Genomic DNA, 24771 nt, shown 5'->3' with positions numbered 1-24771 from the left:
TTCTCGAATTATTATTTTTCTCTTAGTTTTTGTTTGAAGGAATTATAAATATTTTTTTATAAAATAAAAACTAAATAACTATTTAAAAATAGTAAACTAATACAAGACTTTGAAAACACTTATTTAGACAAAATTAAATAAACTATTATAATATAGTTGAGGTATTTATGAAAAATAAGCAGATTGTTGAAAATATAATTGAAGAATCATTAGATAAGATAATGTCTGATAGATTTAAAAAATATTCTAAATATGTAATTCAAGACAGAGCTATACCGGATGTAAAAGACGGATTAAAACCTGTACAAAGAAGAATTCTATATTCTATGTTTGTTTTAGGTTTAGATGCAGACAAACCATATAAAAAATCAGCCAGAATTGTCGGAGATGTAATTGGTAAATATCACCCTCACGGTGATAGTTCTGTCTATGAAGCAATGGTAAATTTAAGTCAATGATGAAAATCAAATGTACCACTTTTAGATATGCATGGTAACATTGGTTCGATCGATAATGATCCCGCTGCTGCTATGCGTTATACTGAAGTTAGATTATCTAAAGTTGGTCGTTATATTTTAAACGATTTAAAAAAGAATACGGTTGCTTTTGTTCCTAATTTTGATGATAGTGAGATAGAACCAAGTATTCTACCTTCTATTTTTCCAACACTTCTTGTAAATGGAACAAAAGGTATTGCTATAGGTATGGCAACAGAAATGCCACCACATAATTTATCTGAAATCATAGACGGTACAATTGCATTAATAAAAAACCCACAAATTACAACAAAAATACTTATGGCTTATGTTAAAGGACCGGATTTTCCTACCGGAGGAATAATTAAAGGTACTAGCGGAATTGTTGAGGCTTTTGAATATGGACAAAACAAAAACGAAAGAATTTACTTATATTGCAACTACAAAACTTATAGCGAAAAAAATAATCAATTTATAGAAATTACTGAAATTCCATTCGGAATTAATAAGTCAGAATTAGTCTATAAAATTGACTTAATAATATCTAACGGAGACATTGATGGCGTTTTAGATATTAAAGATAGATCTGATCGTAATGGTATTAATATTTTGATAACTTTAGATAAAGATATTAATATAGATAGTGTATTATCATATTTATTTAGTAAAACGGATTTAAGGGTTAGTTATTCATACAACAACACTGCTATAGACAATGACCAACCTAAAACACTAAATTTAAAACAACTTCTAAATTCATATGTTACACATGTTAAAGATATAAAAACAAAAACATTAACATATGATTTAGAAAAAAGTAAATTAAGACACGAAATAGTTTTAGGTTTTATTAAGGTTGCCGAAATTCCGGATGAGGTAATTAAAGTAATTAGAAATTCCGAAGGGTCAAAAGCAGGAGTAATTGAAAACTTAATTAAGCATTTTAAATTTACAAATTTACAAGCTACTGCAATTGCAGAGCTTAAACTTTATCGTCTAAGTAAAACCGACAAGATTGCGTACTTAAACGAAAAAGAAGAATTAGAAAAAACAATTAAAAGAATTCAATCACTTTTAAACAATTCTGACATTTTTGATGAATACATTATTGATAAACTTCAAGAAATTAAAAACGAGTTTGGTACAAAAAGAAAAACTAAAATTGAAAAAGATGAATTTGATGTTTCTTATAAACAAACTGATTTAATAAAAGAAGAAGAAGTTTACTTCGGAATTTCTAAATTAGGATATATTAAGAGATTTTCTGATAAAACTTACGAATCAAATAACATTAGCACATACTACTTAAAAGAAGATGATAATTTAATTTACTTCGAAAAAGCTAATACAATGCATAATTTTTTAATTTTTACAAATTACGGAAATTATGCAATTGTCCCTATTTATAAAATAAACGAGAATAAATGAAAAGATTATGGAACCTCCTTGAGAGATTTAGTTAATTTAGGTCCTACCGAAGAGGTTATTAGTATTTTTGAAATTAAGAATTGAAATAGTAAATTAAATGTTGTTTTAGGTACAAAAAATGGATATTTCAAACGCACTAAATTAATAGATTTTGAAGTAAAAAAACTAAATAAAATGTATACAGCAATTAATCTTTTAAACAGCGATGTTTTATTAAATGCCTATTTAAGTAATGACCAAAATACCATTTCTATCATCACTGAAAAAGGGCTTGTGTCTTCTTATTCAGAACTAGATATTAGTATTCAAGGTATAAAAGCAAAAGGTGTTAAAGGTGTTTATTTATCATTGAATGATAAAGTGGCAAATTTCACAATAAATAACGATCATGATATTTTGATTTTAATTTCTAAAGATGGAAAAATTTTAAAAATTAACGCTAATCAAATTCCACAAATTTCGAAGACAAACAAAGGTAAAAAAATAGTTGATGTAAAAACATTTGGGGAAATAATTGATTTAAACATTTTAAATAATGATAAATGTTTAATAGTTAAAACAAATGACAATAGAACATACTTTGATGATTTAATATCTTATAAAACAAATAGTAAACCTCAAAATATAAATATTGAAAATTTTGATATTGCAATATATAAAAGAAATATGCAAGATTACAATTTTAAAAACTATTCTGACTTTAGTGCAGAAACAATTAAGGCAGTTGATAATAAAGTGCAAAAAATAGAAAAAACAATAAAACAAAGCGAAAAAAATCTTGACGATCTCCTTTCGAGAGTTGAAAAACTACTCAAAAATGATAAATAAGAAAAGAATAAAAAGTTAAAAGAATGAATATTTTACTTTTTATTCTTTTTTATATGTCTTTTAAAAAAATGCATTTTTGGTGTATGCTATAATATTTATATTAAATAAGGAGATTTATGTCGTTAAATAAAAAGAAAAAAAATATAATTATCGGTAGCGTGATCGCATCAGTAATTTCGGTAGGAACAGTAGTCGGGGTTACCGTTCCTGTTTTAAACAAAAAAAGCAATTCTACTCGCAAACAAATACCTCAAAGAGAAAATCAAAATGCAATTATAAGTTTAGAAGGAGTTTCTTACTTAAATAATAATGCAAATAAACAATTAAAAATTGGTGATTTGATTGAACTAAAACTAGATATCCCTAATGGAAAAAAAGTTTCAGAAATAAAAATAAATAATAAAAAACAATCAATTCAATTATCTGAACAAAATACATTTAATTGAGTTATAAATCAACAAAATACGAATATAGAAGTTATTTATGAAGACATACAAAACTTTAAAGTGTCGTTTTCTAATAATATTACATTAATAACACCAAACGTTAACTTAAACAGCGTTAAAGAAGGGACTTCACTGCAATTTTCATTTAAAATACCAAAAGATAAAGAAATTAATTCATTAATAATTAATAATGAAGAATATAAAGAGACCATTTCTAACAATTCATTTACTTATAAAATAAATTCAAATACAACAATAAACCTTATGTTCAAAGATAAGGAATCTAGTGTAGATTCAAACGTATCGGATGAACAAGATAATAACAATAAAGACGGAGAATCAGATAATAATGATCAGGGAGTTTCGAATGAGGTTCCAGAAAATTCGAATAATGATCAAACCGGTTCTGGAGAACCAAAAAACCCAGAAAATAGTAATGAAAAAAATGAAATTGTAAAAGAAATACCTGAAGAAAAAGAAAAAAACTCTACCTTGAATTTACAAGGTTTTTTAGAAGAAAACAAAATAGTAGAACAAGGTAAAGTTGTAACATTAAATCTTAAAATCCCAGCAAATAATCATCTAGTTTCTTTAACTGTAGATGGAGTTGATAAAAAAGATCGAGTTATTAACGGACAATTTAGTTTTACACCAAAAAAAGATACATATCAAGTAAATGCAACATATTCTTTAAATACATATTCTTTAACCTTAGAAGGATCAGAATTATCTATCGAAAATAACGTAAATAAAGCAAGTATAGATTATAACAGAGAAGTTGTTGTAAATATAAATGTTCCTGACGGTAAAAAAATTCAAGAATTAATTGTAAATGGTTCTAACAAAAGAAGAGAAGTAGATTCAAATAATAAATTTAGATTTAATATTAAAAACAATACAACAATTAGTGTTAAGTTTAAAGAAACAGTACATAAAGTTAAAAATTATGCACTTACTTTAGGAAGTAATTTAGTAACATCAAGCGATATAAATCCTAAAAGTATACCTGAAAATTCAATTATTAGAGTTTTCTTTGACATACCTTCCGGGAAAGAAGTTTCAACTTTAACCGTTAATAACCAAAATAAATTATCAAGTATGGATAAATCAGGAGCTTTTATTGATTTAACAATGAACGAAGCGAAAAATGTTCTAGTTACTTTTAAAAATAGAGATAATGTAAATGGAACAGTTTATTTTTCAACTAATAACGCTAGTTACAACGACTACGGAGTTTATATTTATAGAAATGGTCAAACATACCCTAAAAACGGTAACATTGCTCAAGCAAAAGTTGGCGATATTGTTCTTTTAAAAATTAAACCAGAAAATGATCAGAAAGTACCACTAGAACTAAGTCTTTCAACACTTCAACACGGAAAGTTTGATTTAACAAATAATATAAGTGGAGAATTTGCTTTTGCTAAAGTAATTCAAGATTATATGAATGATATTAGCATTACTTTCAAAGATAAACCCAAAATTGTTATAAATAAAACTCATTTAACCGAAACAATTAGGTTAGCTGAGGAAAAGAAAAAATCATCTGCTTATATTTATGAAAATAACCAAACAATTAAAAATAATTTTGACGAAGAGCTAAAAAAAGCTAAAGATTTTAACAATAGCGATTCAACCACTCAAGAAGAAGTAAACTTTATAAATGATAGTTTAATAAGCGCAATTGAAGATTTAAATGGTAAATATAATAAAAAATCATTTGATTTTAAAGATATTGATAATGTGGAGTTATTTAATATTAATAATGGTCTTGTGACAAAAGTTGCAGGTTTAACTTCAACTATTTCTAATTTGGAAAATTATTTTGTAAAAATTACTGACAATGATAGTGTTTATAATTTAGAAATTAATAATGTAATCGATCATGATGATAAATTTGAAATAAGAGTAAAAAATGATAAATTATCTTATTTTAATTTCGATGGAGATGCAATAGATCATTTTTCATTTTATATAGATAAATTAAATTCTAACGATGGTTCTATAACAGATTTTAATGATTTAATCAACAAAATAAAAAATGACTTGAGCGGTACTTTTACTATCGGGTCTGATTTATATGCTAATAATACAACTGACGAAACATATATCTCAGGCAAATTTACTGGAACATTAAAAAGTGCTAACGGAAAAAGTTTTACAATTTTAGGATTAAATAAACCTCTATTTAGTGAAATTGAAAATGCTAACTTGGAAAACTTTAAAATAGAAAATGCTAATATAACAACATCAAAAAGCTCTGGTATTTTAGCGATAACTTCAAAAAATTCACATATAAATCATTTAAATATAAAAGGTACAGTAAATTATAATAGATCGCAATTAGATACTACTTATATAGGTGGGGTAATCGGTCAAATTTCAGATACCGATATAAAAAATAATATTTTTAATATTAATTTAAATATAACTAATGGTCAATCAGATACTCAATACTACGGATTAATATCATCAACCGTTTCTAGATCGCGTATTGAAAAAAATTATATTGTAGGTAACATAAAATCAAATACAAACTTGAATAATCACGTAGGAAAAATATTAGGTAGAAATTATTATGAAACTACATTAAAACAAAATATTTTAGATGTTAACACAAATTTAACAAATGATTTATACGCTAATACCTCATTAGGTCAACCTTCAATCGAAAATAATTGAATCCTTACCGAATCAACAACTGACGAAACACACATTTCAAAAAGTGAATTAAATCAAAAATTATTAAACCTTGAAATAATTAAAAACGAAGCCAAATTAAACGTTTTTGACAAAGTTAATTATGCAAGTATTAACAATTATGATTCGACAAGAATTATCGCATATAAGAACATGTCTAAATTAGTTCCACTATACGATAGAAACACAATAGTAGAATTAGGTAATTTAGTTAGTACTTCTGATATTCTTTACACAAAAGAAATCAACTCTATAATTCCATTGACCGAAAATGATACTTTTGCAACAAATTTATATAATAAAGATTTAATAAAAAAAGTATTAGTTAAATTTAACGATAACACAATACAAGTTTATAACTTGAGTTCTCCTGTTCAATTCGAAAACACAAATATCTATGAGTACACACTTAATGGTGACCTCAAATTTACACCAAGACAATTTTTAAATAAAAATCAACAATTGATTGATGAATTAGCCCATGAATTCAATTCATTAACACTTAATTCAACCGAATTCCAAAACTTAGTAGGTTTGAATGAATATAATGACAAATTTAGATCAAATATTCGTGATCAAGAAATGAGAGAAAATTGACCTGGTGAAACAATGGATGCATTATATCTAAATAAAACTTTTGACTACGTTAAAGAGCATATTAAGTATTATTTGGAATCTATTATTGCTAATTATAATATCGCGGATTATTCAAACAACACAATTAAAAATTTAATTAAAAAAGAAATTTTAGATAACAAATTCAAAATAATGTTGGCTTTAACCTATCTAGAAAGATTATATAAAGTTCAATTTGGCAAATATAATATTAAAAACATAGTATTATTTAGACCTGATTTTTATAATTCAAAAATTAAAAACATCGATTTACTAAAAGAAATTGGTTCACTAAAATTTGAAGATTTATTATTACAAAATAATGATAAAGTTTTCAAAGAACACTTGAGCAAATTAATTTTAGAAAATGATAAAAATAGTATTTTTGATTTCCTTGAAATGAATAATAAAATTTTTAACAACAACCAAGTGATGGATATTTGATTGAAAGAATCATCAAAAGCTTACATATATGAATTGAAATCAACAAAATATCCTGATATCGATGTTTCGCTATATACAAAACTTAAAAATAAAACAAATGCAAATAAATACATTCTTCCTTTACTAAATCTAACTGAAGATAATGTTTATGTTATTTCAACAATAGCTACAATGTATTTTGGTGGATATGGAAGAACTATTGATGAAGCAATTTGAAATAATAAAGAAGCATATTCATCCGAATTAGAAAAGGCTAAAAATAAAGTTAGAGTAAGCGCGGAAAAATTCATGCACTTCCTTGAACTTATGTATACAATAGCAAACAAGCAAGGAAAAGAAGAAATGAAAAGTAATGTAACCGAAATATTTGAAGGTTACTGATTATTATCAAGTCAGAGTGGAGAACCAATTTACAAAGGTGCGGATGAAAAACGTAGATGAGCAACCGCTCATGATCAAACTTACACAGCAATAAACGACTTTTTTGGTCCGATTGGTAAATATTACAGTCAGTCCGCACGTAAAGAATCGGCATACGCTAATCAAAACACAAAAGTTGTTAGGTTCGATAGTGTCAACTTATTAGATCCGGAAGGTGCTTCAACAATAACTCATGAATTAACACATATTTACGATAGAAAGACTTGACTACAAGGAAACGAATATAGACCAGGACAAGGACCTGAGGGGTATGCTCTCGGATTATTCCAATCAGTTTCTACAGCTAATGCATATTTTTACGGTTTTAACTTAACTGAAGAATTAAGTGGAGATGTAACAACAAACAACAGTATTAGTAGATTCTCAAGTAAAGATGATTTCAAAACATATATGCACAATCTTTTTGATGTAACCTACTTAGTTGATGCATTAGAATCAGAAATTATGTTGAATAGAAGTAATAATGAAAAATCTAAATTCTATGCTAAATTAGAACTAACAAAAGATAAAGAAAACGAAAGAAATGATAGAAACTTCTATAGACCAGCCGATGAACATAAAAAAGTAAAAAGTGATGTTGAAAAAGGTTACATTCATGGAATTGATAAATATAGAGAGTTAACATCAGATGAAATTTCTTCTCTTCACACATTAGATGACTTAGTTGATAAGAACATAATATTCAGAGGAAATAAATTTAATTTACAAAGAGCAAATGATTTTAGCGGACAACGTAATAACGACTACAATTATTACTGAATTTCAATGTTTGATCCTATTTTTGCAGGATATCAAAACGATACCGGTGTTGCTGGTGGTTTAATTTTCAGAAGAAATTCATTCGAATTACTAGCAGAATATGGATGGGATGACGGTTTAGTTAAATACACATCAAATGCATTAGAAAAAAATGCACCCGAAAATCAAATTCTATCAGACACATATGTATATAGTCAAATTTTTGGCAATAAATATAAAACATATGCCGACTTTAGAAAAGCGATGTACAAAGAAAGATTAGCTAAAAAAGACAACTTCAAACAAATCACAGTAAAATATAAAAACGAAAGTTATACTCTAAATAATTCAACAGATATTAAAAACTTATTAACTAAAGCTATAAATGATGATTTAAAAGAGATGCAACTTCATCCTCGTAAAGGATTCTTTAATAGAGATGCAGTTAAAACAGAAATATTAAGAAAATTTAATACATTAACAAAGAATTTTAGAACAAGTATTTTTAAATAATTTTAAAATAATGGTTGCAAACAACGTAAATGCAAGCATTATTTTTTTAACTTTCATATTCAAATAATAAAAATAATATTTAATAAAATATGTTAAAATATAAAAATAAATAAAAGATAATTAAAAATAAATTTAATTTACTTATTTTTGGTAAAATATTTTTGCTAACAACATAATAATTTAAGGACAGGTTCTAGTTGCAAGGCTAGACTTTGGTGGTTTTAGCGCTAAAACAAATTTTACAAATAAAAATAATTAAATTACAAATTAAATTTTAGAAAGGATTTAAAAATATGGCAAAATTAGATTTTGATCGTAGTAAAGAACACGTTAACGTTGGAACAATCGGTCACGTTGACCACGGTAAAACAACATTAACAGCTGCTATTGCTACAGTATTAGCTAAAAAAGGATTATCAGAAGCTCGTGATTACGCTTCAATCGATAATGCACCTGAAGAAAGAGCTCGTGGTATTACAATTAATACATCACATATCGAATATCAAACAATGACACGTCACTACGCACACGTTGACTGTCCTGGTCACGCTGACTACGTTAAAAACATGATTACAGGAGCTGCACAAATGGACGGTGCTATCTTAGTTGTTGCTGCAACAGATGGACCTATGCCTCAAACACGTGAACACATTCTTTTATCTAAACAAGTTGGTGTTCCTCGTATCGTTGTTTTCTTAAACAAATGTGATATGTTAGAAGGTGAAGAAGAAATGATCGAATTAGTTGAAATGGAAATTCGTGGTCTTCTTTCAGAATACGGATTCGACGGAGATAACGCTCCAATCATCCGTGGATCAGCTTTAAAAGCATTAGAAGGTGATGAACACTACGAAGGTAAAATTATGGAATTAATGGATGCTGTTGATTCATACATCGAAACACCAGTTAAAGAATTCGATAAACCTTTCTTAATGGCTGTTGAAGACGTTTTCACAATTACAGGACGTGGAACAGTTGCAACAGGACGTGTAGAACGTGGAACACTTAACTTAAACGAAGAAGTTGAAATCGTTGGATTACACGCTACTAAAAAAACTGTTGTTACAGGAATCGAAATGTTCCGTAAAAACTTAAAACAAGCACTTGCAGGAGATAACGCTGGATTATTACTTCGTGGAGTTAACCGTGAAGACATCGAACGTGGACAAGTTTTAGCTAAACCAGGTTCAATCGTTCCTCACACAAAATTTGAAGCTGCAATTTACGTACTTAAAAAAGAAGAAGGTGGACGTCACACTCCATTCTTCAAAAACTACAAACCACAATTCTACTTCCGTACAACAGACGTAACAGGTGGTGTTGTGTTTGAAGCTGGACGTGAAATGGTTATGCCAGGGGAAAACGTTAACTTAACTGTAGAATTAATCGCTCCAATCGCTGTTGAAGAAGGAACAAAATTCTCAATCCGTGAAGGTGGACGTACAGTTGGTGCTGGTTCAGTAACAAAAATCGTTAAATAATTTTTTTGAAAAATATATAAAAATAAAAGGCAAAATGGTATTTCATTCTGTCTTTTATTTTTATATATTTTGAAATAAACTTGTTTTATTTTCATAATTTATGACCACATTTCAACATTGTCTATAAAGTTATATAATTAATAATTATATTAAAGATTACAAGGAGATAGAATGAAAAAGCGTAATAAATGGTTGATTTTGGGATCACTTACAATTTCTTTCGGTTCGTTACCGGTTTTGATAGCTTGCTCAAATAATGTAAAAACTAGAAAACCAATACCGAAAAATAATTCTAAAATTGATGAACAAAACATATCAAACAATAATAAAACCAACGAAAAAGCAAAAAAAGATAATATTGTAGTTAGCCAAACACAAAACAACAAAAACAAAGAATCTAACATTATAAATAAACCGAATAATGTTGAAAACAACGACCAAACCGACGTCAAAAACGAGAACGATATTGAAAAAAATAAAAAAATAGATAATGTTGACTCAAACAAAAAACAAGATAATGAAAATAAAGAAAACGAAAGTCAAAACAATAAAGAAAAAGATAACTCTTCAATTAATAAAAATAATACAATTACAATTGATAATGACGAAAATATTGATAATCAAGCTGAAACATCAGAACATAAAAATCAAGAACAAAATGTTAGTTCTAATGCAAAACCTGCAAACAAAAATATAGATTCAACAAATAACACGCATATCTTTAACAATAATTTTAGTTTAAGAGAAGAATATATATTAAAAGAGAAAGTAAATGTAAAAGATATATCGAATTACCATGAAAATGATCAATATTTCGACGTTTACAATAATTGATTAAAAACAAAGACAAGCAATAATAATACCAATATAGTTTTTGACGACTCACATTTTATAGAATTTTCGTTACTATCTTATGTTTACGCAAATAATTCATTGACAATTAAGATAAAATCAAATTTTGACTTAGATGAAATTAATAATTACAAGTTAATTTATAGATCTGATGTTGCTAATGAAAATATTGAAGTATCATTATCTCCTTTTGAAAACTCAAAAAGAACATTACTTGCTAATATTTCTAATATAACTCAAAATTATAAAATAAAACTAGTGGATATTAAGAAAAATAATGAATCTTTAAACTTTTTATCAAAAGGTGAAATTATGTTAGGTAACGAATCATGAGAGGAGTCTAGAAACTTTATAATTTCAAATGATAATGAGTGAAAAACATGACCTGCAGTCGGAAATAGACACAGCTTTAAAATTGTTTTTAGATCTAAGTATAATGGAGCCACACCGTATGTTCCTAATAATTTAAGATTTATTTGATTAACAAAAGATAAAAGAATAGAATACGCTAGATTTTCATATAAAAAGGTTGACGATTGAAATAATATAAAAACAAGCGGGTATACTAAATTAATTGCAGAGTCTGAGACATTCGATATTTCTAATATTGATAAGATTTTAGGAATAGAAATAAACCCCAAAACTGGAAACCAAGATAAATGGTTGAAAATTAATGGAATACCCGAAATAAAAATTACAGGTAAAGAAGATGAAAACTCCTCACAAATTTCTAATGCGCCAATCATCAATTCTACTACTTTACAAAATAATAGTGTAATTATTGACTTTAGACATTTAGACCAATCATTAGTCGATACTTCAAAAGTTCAATTTGAAGTAAAAAGTATGGATCCTTTTAATAAATTTTCAAACGTTTTTTTAGGTTATAAAAGCAACGATAATCAATACACAATTCAAGATGTTAATCTCCCTAAAGATATTTCGCAATTCATGATTACAAGAGTTAATTTTGGAAATCAATTATATGATTACAACATAAACAGTCGAGAATCTATCATTAAAAATCATCCCATTACAAAAAATTTTAAAGTAGAAAGATTAAATTTTTATACTGATAACGAGACTAAAAATATATATGGTTCAATTGGAATTAATTTTTCAAAAGAAGATTTAGAGTTGTTTAAAAATAAGAATTTAGAACTAACTTTCCAAAGAAAAGATAGAGTTCCCGGAGAAGATTCGTATGGAGGAATTTACTATAACTTATTTTTAAAGGAAGAAAAAATTGTAGTTCCTTTTGATAAATTACAAAAATTTAATTTGAATGGATTTTACGAAAACACTAAATATGAACTTGAAAAAATTGGAATAGTAGATAAGTATTCTTTAATAGAATTTGTAGGTAATCAACACTTCGCTTTTAGTTTAGATTTAGAAAATAATAAATCATTTTTATATAATTTTGAATATAGTAATTTTGATAATAATTATATAGCTGGTTCTAATTCAGGTGAAACTAAAAATAGTCTTATGAAAAAAGTTAGCAACACAGATTTGAATATTGATTACTCAATACAAAATCACTACTCGCTAAATAATTACAATAGAGAATTATGATACAAACAGAGAGCATCATTGTTTGAAGATGAAATTTCTCCTGAATTAAGTACAAAAAAAGAATATTTAAAAAATCATGCTTCTAAAATTCATTTAACACAACACAATAAAGAAATTAAAACTCATTTTATTTCACCGCGTGAAGTTATAAATGATTTATCTTGAAAAATAAACGATAATTTTACCCTAGCATCAATAACAAAAGATTTATCTAATTTTGATGGAATTGATAACCATCAAAAAGATGCATACTTTGAAATAGGATTTGAATTTGATCCAAAACAAAGACAACTTATAGATTTAATTGAACCAGAACCATTTGTTAGATACGGAAGTTGAACTTACAATTCCTCTCATTCAACAAAAAATATGTCTAAATCATTTGTTTATATCTCTGTTCCATATAGTCAAATTTTAGAAAATAATGAAATTTCTGATTTAGGTTTTGAATATTTAGCAATAAGAAATTCAAAAGAAGAAGAACTAAAATTAAAACAGCTAATAGCAAATAGGTATAAATTTAATGTTAAATATAATAAGAACACAAAAGAATTAACTTATATAATAGAATCAAGAGATAAATCAAATAAAATAGTTGATAGATTAGGTGATCACTATTTCTCATTACACAATTCCGCTTTTTTAGGAAACTCTCTTTTCTTTGTCCATTGAGCCGATCTAGATGAAAATAATATAACAAATATTACTTACATGCCAAAAAGTAAAAAAGGTATTCTTTCAATTGGGTTAGATCAATTAAATTTTGAAGATAGTTATGATTATGTATCAACAACCATTTGAGGTTCCTCAAAACGTGTTTATTTCAATAATACAGAAGAAAATGTCTTAAACGCAAGAGATAGAGTGTTTAATTTCGCTCCAAGACCAAAAGGTGCCGAAGGTACTTGAGATGTAATCGGTAAAGTAAATCCAAATGATCCGAATGATTATAGATTTTTTGTAACTACTAATCAACATGTTTGAGGTTCTGCATATAGTAGAGAATTTAAAAATAATAATTTTAATTTACCAATTAAATTATTCGAACCAAAGGGAGGTTGAACACCCGATTCAAGAGATACTAGAGGTCGCATCGAAAACGAAAAAGAATGATCGGAAGCGACAGTAAAAGTTGAATTAATAGCTAATTTTCATAATGATATTACATTCCCTAATACTGCCACAGAATTTAAAAATAACTATGCTGATATAAATGAAAATAGTACTTGACATATATTTGGAGAAAATAAAACTGAACATTCACTTTCTAATGCCGACTTAGTTGTTGGTATTGCTGATTTTAAAGATTTTTATTCTATTTTTAATGAAAAAGATGGAAAAATGTTTTATAACGGACAAGAATTTAATGAAAATAATGAAGCAATTTACAGAACATATATGTTCTTTAAAAAATTACCAACACTAAAAACAATAAAGCCAAGTAAACATAATTTACATTTATCTAAACTGGTTAATTTAAATTGAAGTATAGCTTCATTTCCAATAAAAGAACAAACATATAATAAAGATTCTTTAAATAATAAAAGATACCGTGAATACATAATAGGAAGTATGGGAGACTACTTCATAGAAGGACTAGCATATGGTGGCGCTAGATCAAAATTACCTGCTATACCACTTGATTCAACAATTTTTGACTTACAAGGTGGTTCATCAGGAAGTATGGCATTTGATTCCGAAGGAAATGCAACAGGACTTTTAACAGAATCAACATTTTCTCGTTCAAATGTAATGTTAATCGACACAAACGGTAACGCCTTTTTAGGTGATGGTAAAACAACGCAAAACCCTGCTTCTTTCTATGAACGCATGAGACTTTTGAGTTATTTATTCCCAAACAAATATAACCACAATCAATTTAACGAAAAACCGAATTGAGAAAAAATAAATAATGAATAATTTATAAAAATCGCAAACATACAACTTGCGATTTTTATAATTCTGATATTTTTATATAAATTTAAAAAGTATATAATTGTTCATATTTTAAGGAGAAAAAATGAGAAAGAGAAAAATTATTTTAGGAATATCATTATTTTTGACAAGCGTTCCCTTAATTGAAATATCTTGTTCAAAAACATATTCAACATTGCATCAAAGAAATAATTCTAATGATGGTGTTAAAGATAATAATAAGATAAATAATGATAAACTAGATAAAGAAAAAAACAAGAATAAAATTTTAGATAAAGATTCTAATATTACTTTAAATAAAAATACAGATTTAGAGAAAAATGAAAAAGAAGTTAAAGACAAAATTGATAAGAATAATTCTACAAACAATACAGATTTAGAGAGAAATAAACCAAATAAATTACAAAACAATAAAACTATTTCTAACAATACTCAAAAAGAAATTATGCTTTCATACAATTATGATCTAACTGAACCTTATATTTATAAAACTCCAATAAATATTAAAAATTTAAGTGAGTTTGACGAAAATAACGAATTATTTAAAACATATAATAATTGATTGATATCTAAATCAAAAACTAATTATAAAAACTCAACAATTGATAAAAGAAAATATCTTAGATTCGAGTTAAAAGATAGTAAATTTAGCAACAATTCATTAGAATTAATTTTTAAAATAAATTACCAAGTAGATAATTTAAATAGATTTAAACTAATATATACTTATGGAGAAAATAACATTAGAGAAGAAATAAATTTAGACAATATTAAAATTAAAAATAAAATATTTTCAGTAAAAATATCCAACTTAGAAAAAAACAAATATGTAAAGTTAATTGATATTAAAAACGAAAACAAATCATTTAATTTTATTTCAGAAAATGAAATTATATTATTTAATAAATCTAGCGAGTTATCTGATGATATAATAATCACAAATAACACACGTTGAGAAACATGAGAATTATCTCAAAACTTACACACATTTTCTTTATTTTTTTCAACTAAAAACGGACAAAAACCAGAGTTTAGGAAAGAAATGAGATTAGTTACTTTAAAAAACAACGGAGAAATTAAATATTTTAATTTTAATTTTGACGAAAAAATCTATAGTAATCCGAAAAATAGCAATATAAAAATAACAAAGATTAAAGCTAACACTGAAGAATTTGATCCAAGAAATATAGATAGAATTCTTGGCATAGAAATAAAGAATAATGAAAATGTTTGGTCGAGACTAGATAAAATACCAAAAATTAACATTAAAGGTAAGGTGAATTTTATTAATAACAAACCCATTATTAATAAAATTAATTACAATAATAGTAAATTAGAAATTAATTTTAGTGACACAAATATAAAAAACATAGAAATAGAAGTTAAAAGTTTAGATCCATTTACGAATTTTTCTAATATTTATAAATTAGATATAAATAATAATAACTGACTAGAGATTCAAGATATTTCATTACCCGAAGATATAACTAAATTTATAATAACCAAAATCGGATATAAAGACCAATTATGAAATTATGAAATCGATGAAAATAATGTTTTTAATAATTTAAAAAATATTAAGAATTTTGAAATTAGTAAATTTGATATATTTTTATCTAACAAAAATATATATGGTTCAATTATGTTTGATTTTAAAAAAGAAGAATTAGAATTATTTAAAAACAAAAATTTAGAACTAATATTTGAACGTAAAACAAAAATAATGAATGAAACAAATAATCAAAGCATATATCATAATTTATTTCTAGATAAGAATAAAGTTATCGTCCCGTTTACAAAACTTAAAAAATTCACTTTAAACGGATTTTATGAAAATACAGAATATGAATTAAAAGAAATTAAAATAGTCGACAAATATACCTTAAATGAATTTTTAGGAAGTGAAAATTTTAAAAATTCTTTATCAAAATTAAAAAATAAATCATTTTTGTTTAATTTTGAATATGATAATACGGATAATAATTTTATTTACGGAGAAATAGAGGGAGAAACAAAAAATAATTTATTTAAAAAAGAGTCTTCAAACGATAAAAATATCGAGTACAAAATACAAAATCATTATGCTATAGTTAATTATAATAAAGAAAAATGATACAAGCGCCAAGCTTCACTTTATGAAAATTCAATTTCAAAAGAACTAAAAGAAAAACTTTCACAAAAAACAAATTCTTTTAATTTAGTTAAAAATGGTCAAAAAGTAGAAACACACTTTATATCACCAAGAGAAATAATTAATGATCTAGATTGAAAAATTAATGATGAATTTACTAAAGCATCAATAACAAAAGATTTATCACAATTTCATAATTTAGATAAGCATATTGAAGACTCTTTTTTAGAAATAGGGTTTGAATTTGATCCGAAACAAAGACAAATAATTGATTTAATCGAACCAGAACCTTACGTTAGGTATTTAGACCAAGCAGAAAGTTATAATACTTCACAAAGAAATATGTCCAAATCATTTGTTTATATTTCAGTGCCATATAAAGAAATACTCAAGAAGCCATTAATTTCAAATCTAAGTTTTGAATATTTAGCCATAAGAAATAGTAAGGAAGAAGAATTCAAGTTAAAACAATTGATAAACGATAAATATAAATTTAGCGTTGAATTCAATAAAGAAAATAATAAATTAACATATAATATAGAATCTAAAGATCCTTCAACGAAAATATTTGACAGATTAGGTGATCATTATTTATCAAGTTATAATTCTTCTTTTATAGGTAGTTCACTATTTTTTGTTCACTGAGCAGATTTGGATATAAACAATAAAAGTGAAATAAAATACGTTCCAAAAGGCAAAAGCAATATATTATCTGTAAATCTCGAGCAATTAAATTTCAAAGATAATTATATTCACCTTAATAATGATGCGACCAAATCATCAAAACGGACATATTTTAATAACGCAGAAACTAATATTTTGAATGCAAGAAATAGAGTTTTTAATTTTGCTCCTTGGGCTCAATCTGGACAAGGAACATGAGATATTATAGGTAAAGTTAACCCCAACGACCCGCATGATTATAAATTTTTTATAACAACAAATCAACATGTTTGAGGCGAATCTTTAAGCAAAGAATTTAAAAATAATGTTTTGAACTTACCAATAGAGGTTTTCGAACCTGATGGAGGTTGAAACATTAAAAGCACTGATAAAAGAGGATCTGTTTTTGATGATAAAAAATGATTAAACGAAACTATTAAAGTAGATATTATTGCTAATTTTCATAATGATAAAGCATTTCCGAATAGTGAGCATGAATTTAAAAATAATTATGGAAATATAAATTTTAATAGTACTTGAAACATTTATGCGTACAACACAAATAATTCTCTTTCAAACGCTGATTTAATCGTTGGTATTGCAGATTTTAAAGATTTTTACTTAAATTTCAGTGAAAAAAATGAAAAACTATTTTATACTTCTAATAGATTCGATAAAACTGATAAAAAAACTTACAACACCTTCAAATTCTTTAAAAAACTAAAGAAATTGAAGAATATAAAACCAAGTAAACACAACTTGCATATATCAAGACTTGTAAACTTTAATTGATCGCTTGCTGCATTTCCTATTTCTGAACAAAAAATAAATGCAGACACAATAAATAGAAAAAGATATAGAGAATACATTATAGGAAATATAAGTAACGATGATATTTTAAGATTAGGATATGGTGGCGCCAAATCAAAACTTCCAGTTATACCTTTAAATTCCTTAATCTTTGATTTACAATCAGGTTCATCGGGTAGTATGGTTTTTGATTTAGACGGTAACGCTACCGGTTTAGTAACCGAAGCATCATTTACACACTCCAATATTATGATAATAGATACAAACGCTAATGCCTTTTTAGGTGATGGTTATACAACTCAAAATCCCGGTTCATTCTATGAAAGAATGAGGTTGTTGAGTTATTTATACCCGGATAAATACGATAATTCAGAATTTAAAACTTTACCAAACTGAGAAAAATTAAATGATGAATAAGATTAAAATCACAGAAATGAATCTGTGATTTTAAAACTTTATTTTTATAAAATATTTTGTTTTATGAAAATATAATATATAATAAATTTACTATTTACTGTCAAGCACTTTTGCTTGACACTTATTAGGAGGTGATATGGTAAAATTAAGATTAAAAAGAATGGGGAGCAAATTTAGACCAGTATACAAAATAGTTGCTGCTGACGCTAGAGCTCCACGTGATGGTAAATTTATTGAAGCACTTGGACACTACAACCCTTCAACAAAAGAATTAGTTCTAAATAAAGAAGCTACAGATAAATGAATTAAACAAGGTGCAAAACCTACTTTAACAGTTGCTAACTTATTAAAATCTTCTAAATAATATAATATGAAATTTAATTTTTTAACTCTATTTCCAAAATACTTTGAACCTTTTATTAATGAGAGTATTATTAATAAAGCTATTCAAAACAAATTACTAGAAATAAATGTAGTAGATTTTAGAACTTTTAGTACTAACAAACATCGCAAAGTTGATGATGAAATTTATGGTGGCGGACACGGACTATTATTACAAATAGAACCAATTGATTTAGCGCTTGATTCACTACCAAATAGAGGTGGTTATAAAATATTAGTTTCGCCCCAAGGTAAAAAATTTACTCAAGAAATAGCGAATGACTTAGCTAAAAAATATGATCAAATTACATTTATTTCAGGCAGATACGAAGGTTTTGACGAAAGAATTGTTGATTTAGTTGATATTGAATTATCTATAGGTGATTATGTTTTAACAGGAGGAGAACTTCCTTCTATGGTTATGGCAGATTCTGTAGCACGTTTGGTTCCAAACGTAATCAAAGCGGAGTCACATATTTATGATTCTTTTCAAGGGGACGGATTATTAGACTACCCCCAATACACTAGACCAAGAGAATACAAGGGATTAAAAGTTCCTGAAGTATTATTTAGCGGAAACCACAAAGAAATAGAAGCTTGAAAAAAAGAATTTCAATTTAAAAAGACATTAAAAAATAGACCAGATATTATTGAAAGGATTAAAAATGAGAAATAAATTAATTGAAGCTGTTGAGAAAACACAATTACGTACAGATATTCCTGCATTTACAACAGGAGATAACGTTAAAGTTTCTGTACGTATTCGTGAAGGTGAAAAAGAACGTATTCAAATTTTTGAAGGATTAGTAATTTCTAAAAAAGAATCAGGAACAAGAGAAACATTTACAGTAAGAAAAATTTCTTACGGTGTTGGGGTTGAAAGAACTTTTCCAGTTCACTCACCGCTAATTGCCCACATTGAAGTTGTTCGTTCAAATAAAGTTCGTAGAAAAAGATTATTCTTTATGAGAGATCGTAAAGGTAAAAGTGCACGTCTTAAAGAAATTAAAAGAAAATAATAAATATCATCTTAAACACCATTTCGATGGTGTTTTTAAATAAAATAATATAATTAGATTAAAGAAGGAAAAATGAATAAAAAATTAGAAATTTATATCGATTTTGAAGCTATTACCTCCAATTTCCTAAAAAGATTCTTCAAAGATACACCACATAATATGGATTTTCCTTACATATACACTGTGGGTTTTTATAAAGACGGGAATCTAGTTTTAGAAACTGACCATATTGAGCTAAATAAAATTTGAAATTTAGAAAATTTAATTTATCAAACAAAAACAATAATAAAGAAAAAATTAACTAATTCTATCAGAAGAATAACAGGAATTAAAAATTTAGAAATTTCCTCAAACAATATAGAATTCTTAGTTTGAGGAAATTCACTTGAAGATAATATTATTGAACCTATGTTTGGTTTCAAGACTAAAAATATACAAAAAGGCAACGGAGTATCGATAGATAGAGTCGTTCCGTCAAAACTATTTAATGAAAAATATTTTGAAAAAATGACTAGCATAAAAAATCAAGACGCATTATATAAAGGGTCAATCATTAAAATAAAACCCGAATTTTCAAACGGAGCATTATGTTCGGTTTTAGGCGCTATTTTAATATTAAATAATTTTAAAAATTCACATCAACACAAAAATTACAAAGTTATATTAACAAAAAATGAAAGATCAATAATAATGAATTGTATCGCTAAATATAATAAAGATGATGTAAACAAAATAGCTTTTATACACAAGAATATCGAAAAGAAAGAAATAATAGAAAAACAAATACATAAATATATTAAAATAATAAATAGTTTAAGAAACCAAGAAGTAAAACTAAATAAGATGAATGACATATTTAAGTTATTAGATAAGAATATTAATTTGAATAAGGAAACAAAAATTGGTGATGCAATAGATAAAATTATAAAAATATTTGAACAAAAAAATCAAATTAATACAAAGGTCGCAATAAAATTCTATGATTTTTTACCAACATTTAAAGAATACAACAAAGATAATAGCTTCGTTTTAAAAAACATAAAATTAAATCGTCGTAAAATAAAAGAAGTAAAAGAACAAATTAAAATAATAAAAGAAGATATATTACCTTCTATTGCAGACACCATTTTTTATGGTTAAAAATAAAAAACATTAAAAAACCCCTTTTTTTAGCAAAAAAATAACTCTTTTGCTAAAAAGTGATATAATTAATACGTTAAGTTAAGAGTAATAGGTTTTGGTAATCTTTTTTTGAGCGCAAAAGTTACTTTTTTAATTAACGTTCAATTTATAGTAAACAAAAACTAAAATGCGACACATTTTATTATTTGAGCTTCAAATTACTTAAATTAATTTAATATTAAGGAGAAAAATGAAATCACTAACAAGAAAAGTAACTTTAGAAAAAGAATTTTGAATTAACGTTCAAAACCAAGCTTTACGTTATTTACAATCAAAAAATCAAAAAGATATAAACCAAACAAAAATTTTAGATGAATCAACTAAAACAATAGTGTTTTTTGAAAAAATGAAATTACACGAAGAATTATTATCTAAATACGAAGATGCAAATGTCTATTTACAACCAATTTTAGTTAATAAAAACATTACTATTGAAAAAGCTGAACTTGAATTTAAAGTTTTTTATATAACAGAAGATGAATATAAAGACTTTACTTCAGACTTAACCGACAGACCAGATTTTAAATTACCGGACAATTATGATGCACAAATTAATACTTTTGTTGAAAATTATATAAAAAACTTCAGTTTTAAAAATGATATTAAGGGTGAAATAAAAATCAACAACGAAGTAGGTTTAGAGATTTTTAAAGCCAACATAAATAGAAAAGATAAAATAGTATTAATAGCAAATAATAATGATCAAAAAAGTCTTGAATATGCTTTAATTGGTAAAAAAGTAGGCGATAAGTTTACATATAAATTTACCGATGATGAAACATATGAAATACAAATATTAAACGCAAAAGAAGTTGTTAAAACTCCTTTGAGTGATGATAATGTAAATCAACTTCAAATACCAGAAATAAAAAATTTAGATGATGCAAAAAAATATGTATATCAAACTATTAAAAGCGGAATGGTTGATGAAAGCTTAGTAACATACGGATTTCAAATTGTTGATAAGATAAGCAAATTGAACCCAAACAAATTTAATTTTCCAACTGAGCTTCTCGAAGATAAAATATTGGAAATCGACCCGCAAAAAATTGCTAATTTAAAACCTGAAGAAATAGCAAACACTATTTTTGATAGATTTGTAACACAATGAATTTTAATTAAAAAATTTAAACTAAATGCATCACAATCTGATATGAATGAAGAAATAAATAAGATAAATGCTTCTATGACACCAGCTGAAGCAAGTCGAATTAGTATCAGAAAGGTAATAGATATAATCTTAATTAAAAAAATAGGTTTAGTATATTTACAAAAATATCAACCTAATGCTTATAAGCAAAATTTTGAAACTAAATAAAACATTTTTAGAGGAGTAATTATGAAAATTGAATTAGGTATTTCTACATTTGGTGAGACAACTAAATTAGAATCAACAGGAAAAATCGAATCTCACCACAAAAGAATCAAAGATTTAATCGAAGAAATGGTACTAGCTGACGAAGTTGGTCTTGATGTTTTTGCTGTAGGGGAACACCATAGAGATGATTTCGCAATTTCTAGCCCTGAGATGATTTTAGCTGCTGGAGCAGTTAAAACAAAAAATATTATTTTAACAAGTGCTGTTACTGTTCTTTCTTCAAACGATCCTATTAGGGTATACCAAAACTTTGCACATGTAGATTTAATGTCAGATGGTAGAGCTGAAATTATGGTTGGTAGAGGTTCATTTACAGAATCATTCCCACTATTTGGTTACCAATTAAGAGACTACGACGGATTATTTGATGAAAAATTAGATATGCTACTTGAAATAAAACGTGATATTAACTTAAATTGAAAAGGAACATATACTCAAACTGTTGAAAATAAACCTGTTTATCCAAGAGCATTAAATATGCCAATTTGAGTTGCGACAGGTGGAAACCCTAACTCAACAATTGATATTGCAACACGTAAATTACCAATTGTATATGCAATTATTGGCGGAAACCCACATGATTTCAAACCACTTGTACAAGCATATCGTGCAATCTACAAGGAAGCATCAAAGGCTGATAAAAATCCATCATTCGAAAACATGAAAGTTGGTTCTCACTCATGAGGTTATATTGATGAAACTGATGAAATAGCAGCACAAAAATATTGACATCCAGTTAAATTATTCGTTGACCGTATAGCAAGCGAAAGACCACATTGAACTGAACTTACAAAAGAAAGATACGAAAGAATGATAGGTCCTGATGGAGCTGTATTTGTTGGAAGTCCTGAAACTGTAGCCAAAAAAATTATTAGCGTAATTGAAACAGTTGAATTAAATAGATTCTTAATTCACCTACCAGTTGGTTCAATGGACCACAAAGATATTATGAACTCAATTAGATTATTTGGCGAAAAAGTTGCACCTATTGTTAGAAAATATTTTGAAGATAAAGAAGACTTTGCAACTAAATACATGAAATAATTTTTAAACGAACATTATTTAAAGATGTTCGTTTTTTATTAAATTTTTTTAGGTTATAAAAAAGTATTTGTCCATAAGTTTTTAACATAAAATTTACTATATATAAAAAAATAATGTATAATATTAACACTTATATTGTTAGGGGTATAGTTCAACGGTAGAACAACAGGCTTCAACCCTGTGTGTTGTGGGTTCGAATCCTGCTACCCCTGCCATTTTTTTATACCTTTTTTTAGATTATTAGAATATAATATATATTATGAAATACAAATATGACTTTGGCTTTATAGGAACAGGAGCTTACGGTAGTGCGCTAGCTAATGTTTTATCTTATAATAATAAAAAAATATCTATGTATGGCATTGATGAAAAAGAAATTCAGGACATAAATAACGGACATAATCAAAAGTACTTTGGATCAAATAATTTCTTTAATAAAGATAATATTTTTGCTACAAATGATTTATCTGAAGTTGTTTTAAATTCCAATTTTGTGGTTCTTGCAATTCCTTCGAATGCTATAAAATCTGTTTTAAAACAAATAAGCAAATTAATTAAATTTAAAAAGATAAATTTAATTAATTTATCAAAAGGTATTGAACCTTCTACTGAGCTTTTTTTTAGTCAATTTATTAAAAGAAAATTTAATAAAAACTTAAAAAATTTAGCTACACTTTTAGGGCCTTCTTTTGCTATCGAAATTTTTAATAAAGAATTAACAGTTATAAATATTGTTGGTGAAAACAAAGAATACAACGAAGAATTAATTCAAAATTTTAATAATAATTATTTTAAATTAGTTGAAAATAATAACGAAATAGGTTTAGAATTATTTGCTTCTCTAAAAAATGTTTTAGCAATAGGTTTAGGTATAGCTTCCATCACAACAGAAAGTAAAAATACAAATGCAGCTTTAATTACAATTGGTATTCAAGAAATGATAACAATATATCGTAAACTCACAAATGATTCAGACAATAATTTTGTTTACCAATTTGCGGGTATAGGTGATACTTTTTTAACTTGCACATCGGTTAAAAGTAGAAATTATACATTCGGTACAATGATTGGTGAATTTGGGATAAAAGAAGCTTTAAAAAAAACAAATGGAACTGTAGAAGGTTTTACAACTGCTAAATCATTAGAAAAGATTATTAAAAACAATCAAATAAATGTTCCGTTTTTTGAAAATATTATAGAAATACTTTCTAACAAAAAAGAACACATGAAAATATGTGATTTTATAACTAAAAATAGTTAAAAAATAATGT

At 26.0% G+C, this 24771-nt stretch carries 12 protein-coding genes and 1 tRNA gene; all 13 read left to right on the top strand.

What is annotated here, in order from left to right; translation table 4 throughout:
* Positions 1 to 167 precede the first annotated feature (167 nt).
* Positions 168 to 2732, top strand: a complete 2565-nt coding sequence (locus JXZ92_RS02620) for a DNA topoisomerase (ATP-hydrolyzing) (RefSeq protein ID WP_205852230.1) — start codon at positions 168 to 170, stop codon at positions 2730 to 2732.
* 116 nt (positions 2733 to 2848) lie between these two features.
* On the top strand, positions 2849 to 8629 hold the full coding sequence (locus tag JXZ92_RS04245; protein ID WP_205852229.1) for a ZmpA/ZmpB/ZmpC family metallo-endopeptidase: 5781 nt from the start codon (positions 2849 to 2851) through the stop codon (positions 8627 to 8629).
* 293 nt (positions 8630 to 8922) lie between these two features.
* Positions 8923 to 10110, top strand: a complete 1188-nt coding sequence (gene tuf, locus JXZ92_RS02610; protein ID WP_205852228.1) for an elongation factor Tu — start codon at positions 8923 to 8925, stop codon at positions 10108 to 10110.
* Positions 10111 to 10281: 171 nt separating this feature from the next.
* Positions 10282 to 14460: a hypothetical protein gene (locus tag JXZ92_RS02605; protein ID WP_205852227.1), complete on the top strand. Its 4179-nt coding sequence runs from the start codon at positions 10282 to 10284 to the stop codon at positions 14458 to 14460.
* Positions 14461 to 14560: 100 nt separating this feature from the next.
* On the top strand, positions 14561 to 18496 hold the full coding sequence (locus tag JXZ92_RS02600) for a hypothetical protein (RefSeq protein WP_205852226.1): 3936 nt from the start codon (positions 14561 to 14563) through the stop codon (positions 18494 to 18496).
* A 136-nt stretch (positions 18497 to 18632) separates the two neighbouring features.
* The gene (gene rpsP / locus JXZ92_RS02595) at positions 18633 to 18860 is read left to right on the top strand and encodes a 30S ribosomal protein S16 (RefSeq protein WP_205852225.1); all 228 of its coding nucleotides are present in this window, start codon (positions 18633 to 18635) and stop codon (positions 18858 to 18860) included.
* Positions 18861 to 18866: 6 nt separating this feature from the next.
* Positions 18867 to 19553 (top strand): tRNA (guanosine(37)-N1)-methyltransferase TrmD, encoded by a 687-nt coding sequence (trmD, locus tag JXZ92_RS02590; protein ID WP_205852224.1) that lies wholly within the window; start codon positions 18867 to 18869, stop codon positions 19551 to 19553.
* Complete coding sequence (gene rplS / locus JXZ92_RS02585) at positions 19543 to 19896, top strand: 50S ribosomal protein L19 (protein WP_205852223.1); 354 nt, start codon at positions 19543 to 19545, stop codon at positions 19894 to 19896. The genes trmD and rplS overlap by 11 nt, the downstream gene beginning before the upstream one ends.
* 72 nt (positions 19897 to 19968) lie before the next feature.
* Positions 19969 to 21036 carry a hypothetical protein gene (locus JXZ92_RS02580; protein ID WP_205852222.1) on the top strand — a complete coding sequence of 356 codons (1068 nt, stop codon included), beginning with the start codon at positions 19969 to 19971 and terminating at the stop codon, positions 21034 to 21036.
* Between the two features lie 232 nt (positions 21037 to 21268).
* The gene (locus JXZ92_RS02575) at positions 21269 to 22396 is read left to right on the top strand and encodes a trigger factor-related chaperone (protein WP_205852221.1); all 1128 of its coding nucleotides are present in this window, start codon (positions 21269 to 21271) and stop codon (positions 22394 to 22396) included.
* Between the two features lie 21 nt (positions 22397 to 22417).
* Positions 22418 to 23500 carry an LLM class flavin-dependent oxidoreductase gene (locus tag JXZ92_RS03845; protein WP_205852220.1) on the top strand — a complete coding sequence of 361 codons (1083 nt, stop codon included), beginning with the start codon at positions 22418 to 22420 and terminating at the stop codon, positions 23498 to 23500.
* 140 nt (positions 23501 to 23640) lie between these two features.
* A tRNA-Trp gene (locus JXZ92_RS02565) sits at positions 23641 to 23715 on the top strand.
* Between the two features lie 44 nt (positions 23716 to 23759).
* Positions 23760 to 24761 carry an NAD(P)H-dependent glycerol-3-phosphate dehydrogenase gene (locus tag JXZ92_RS02560; RefSeq protein ID WP_205852219.1) on the top strand — a complete coding sequence of 334 codons (1002 nt, stop codon included), beginning with the start codon at positions 23760 to 23762 and terminating at the stop codon, positions 24759 to 24761.
* The last annotated feature ends 10 nt before the right edge of the window (positions 24762 to 24771 follow it).

The organism is Mycoplasma sp. CSL10137, from assembly GCF_017116845.1.
Lineage (GTDB): Bacteria > Bacillota_I > Bacilli_A > Mycoplasmatales > Metamycoplasmataceae > Mycoplasmopsis.
Note: the sequence above shows the minus strand (reverse complement) of the source record. Positions and strands in the feature narration are given on the sequence as shown.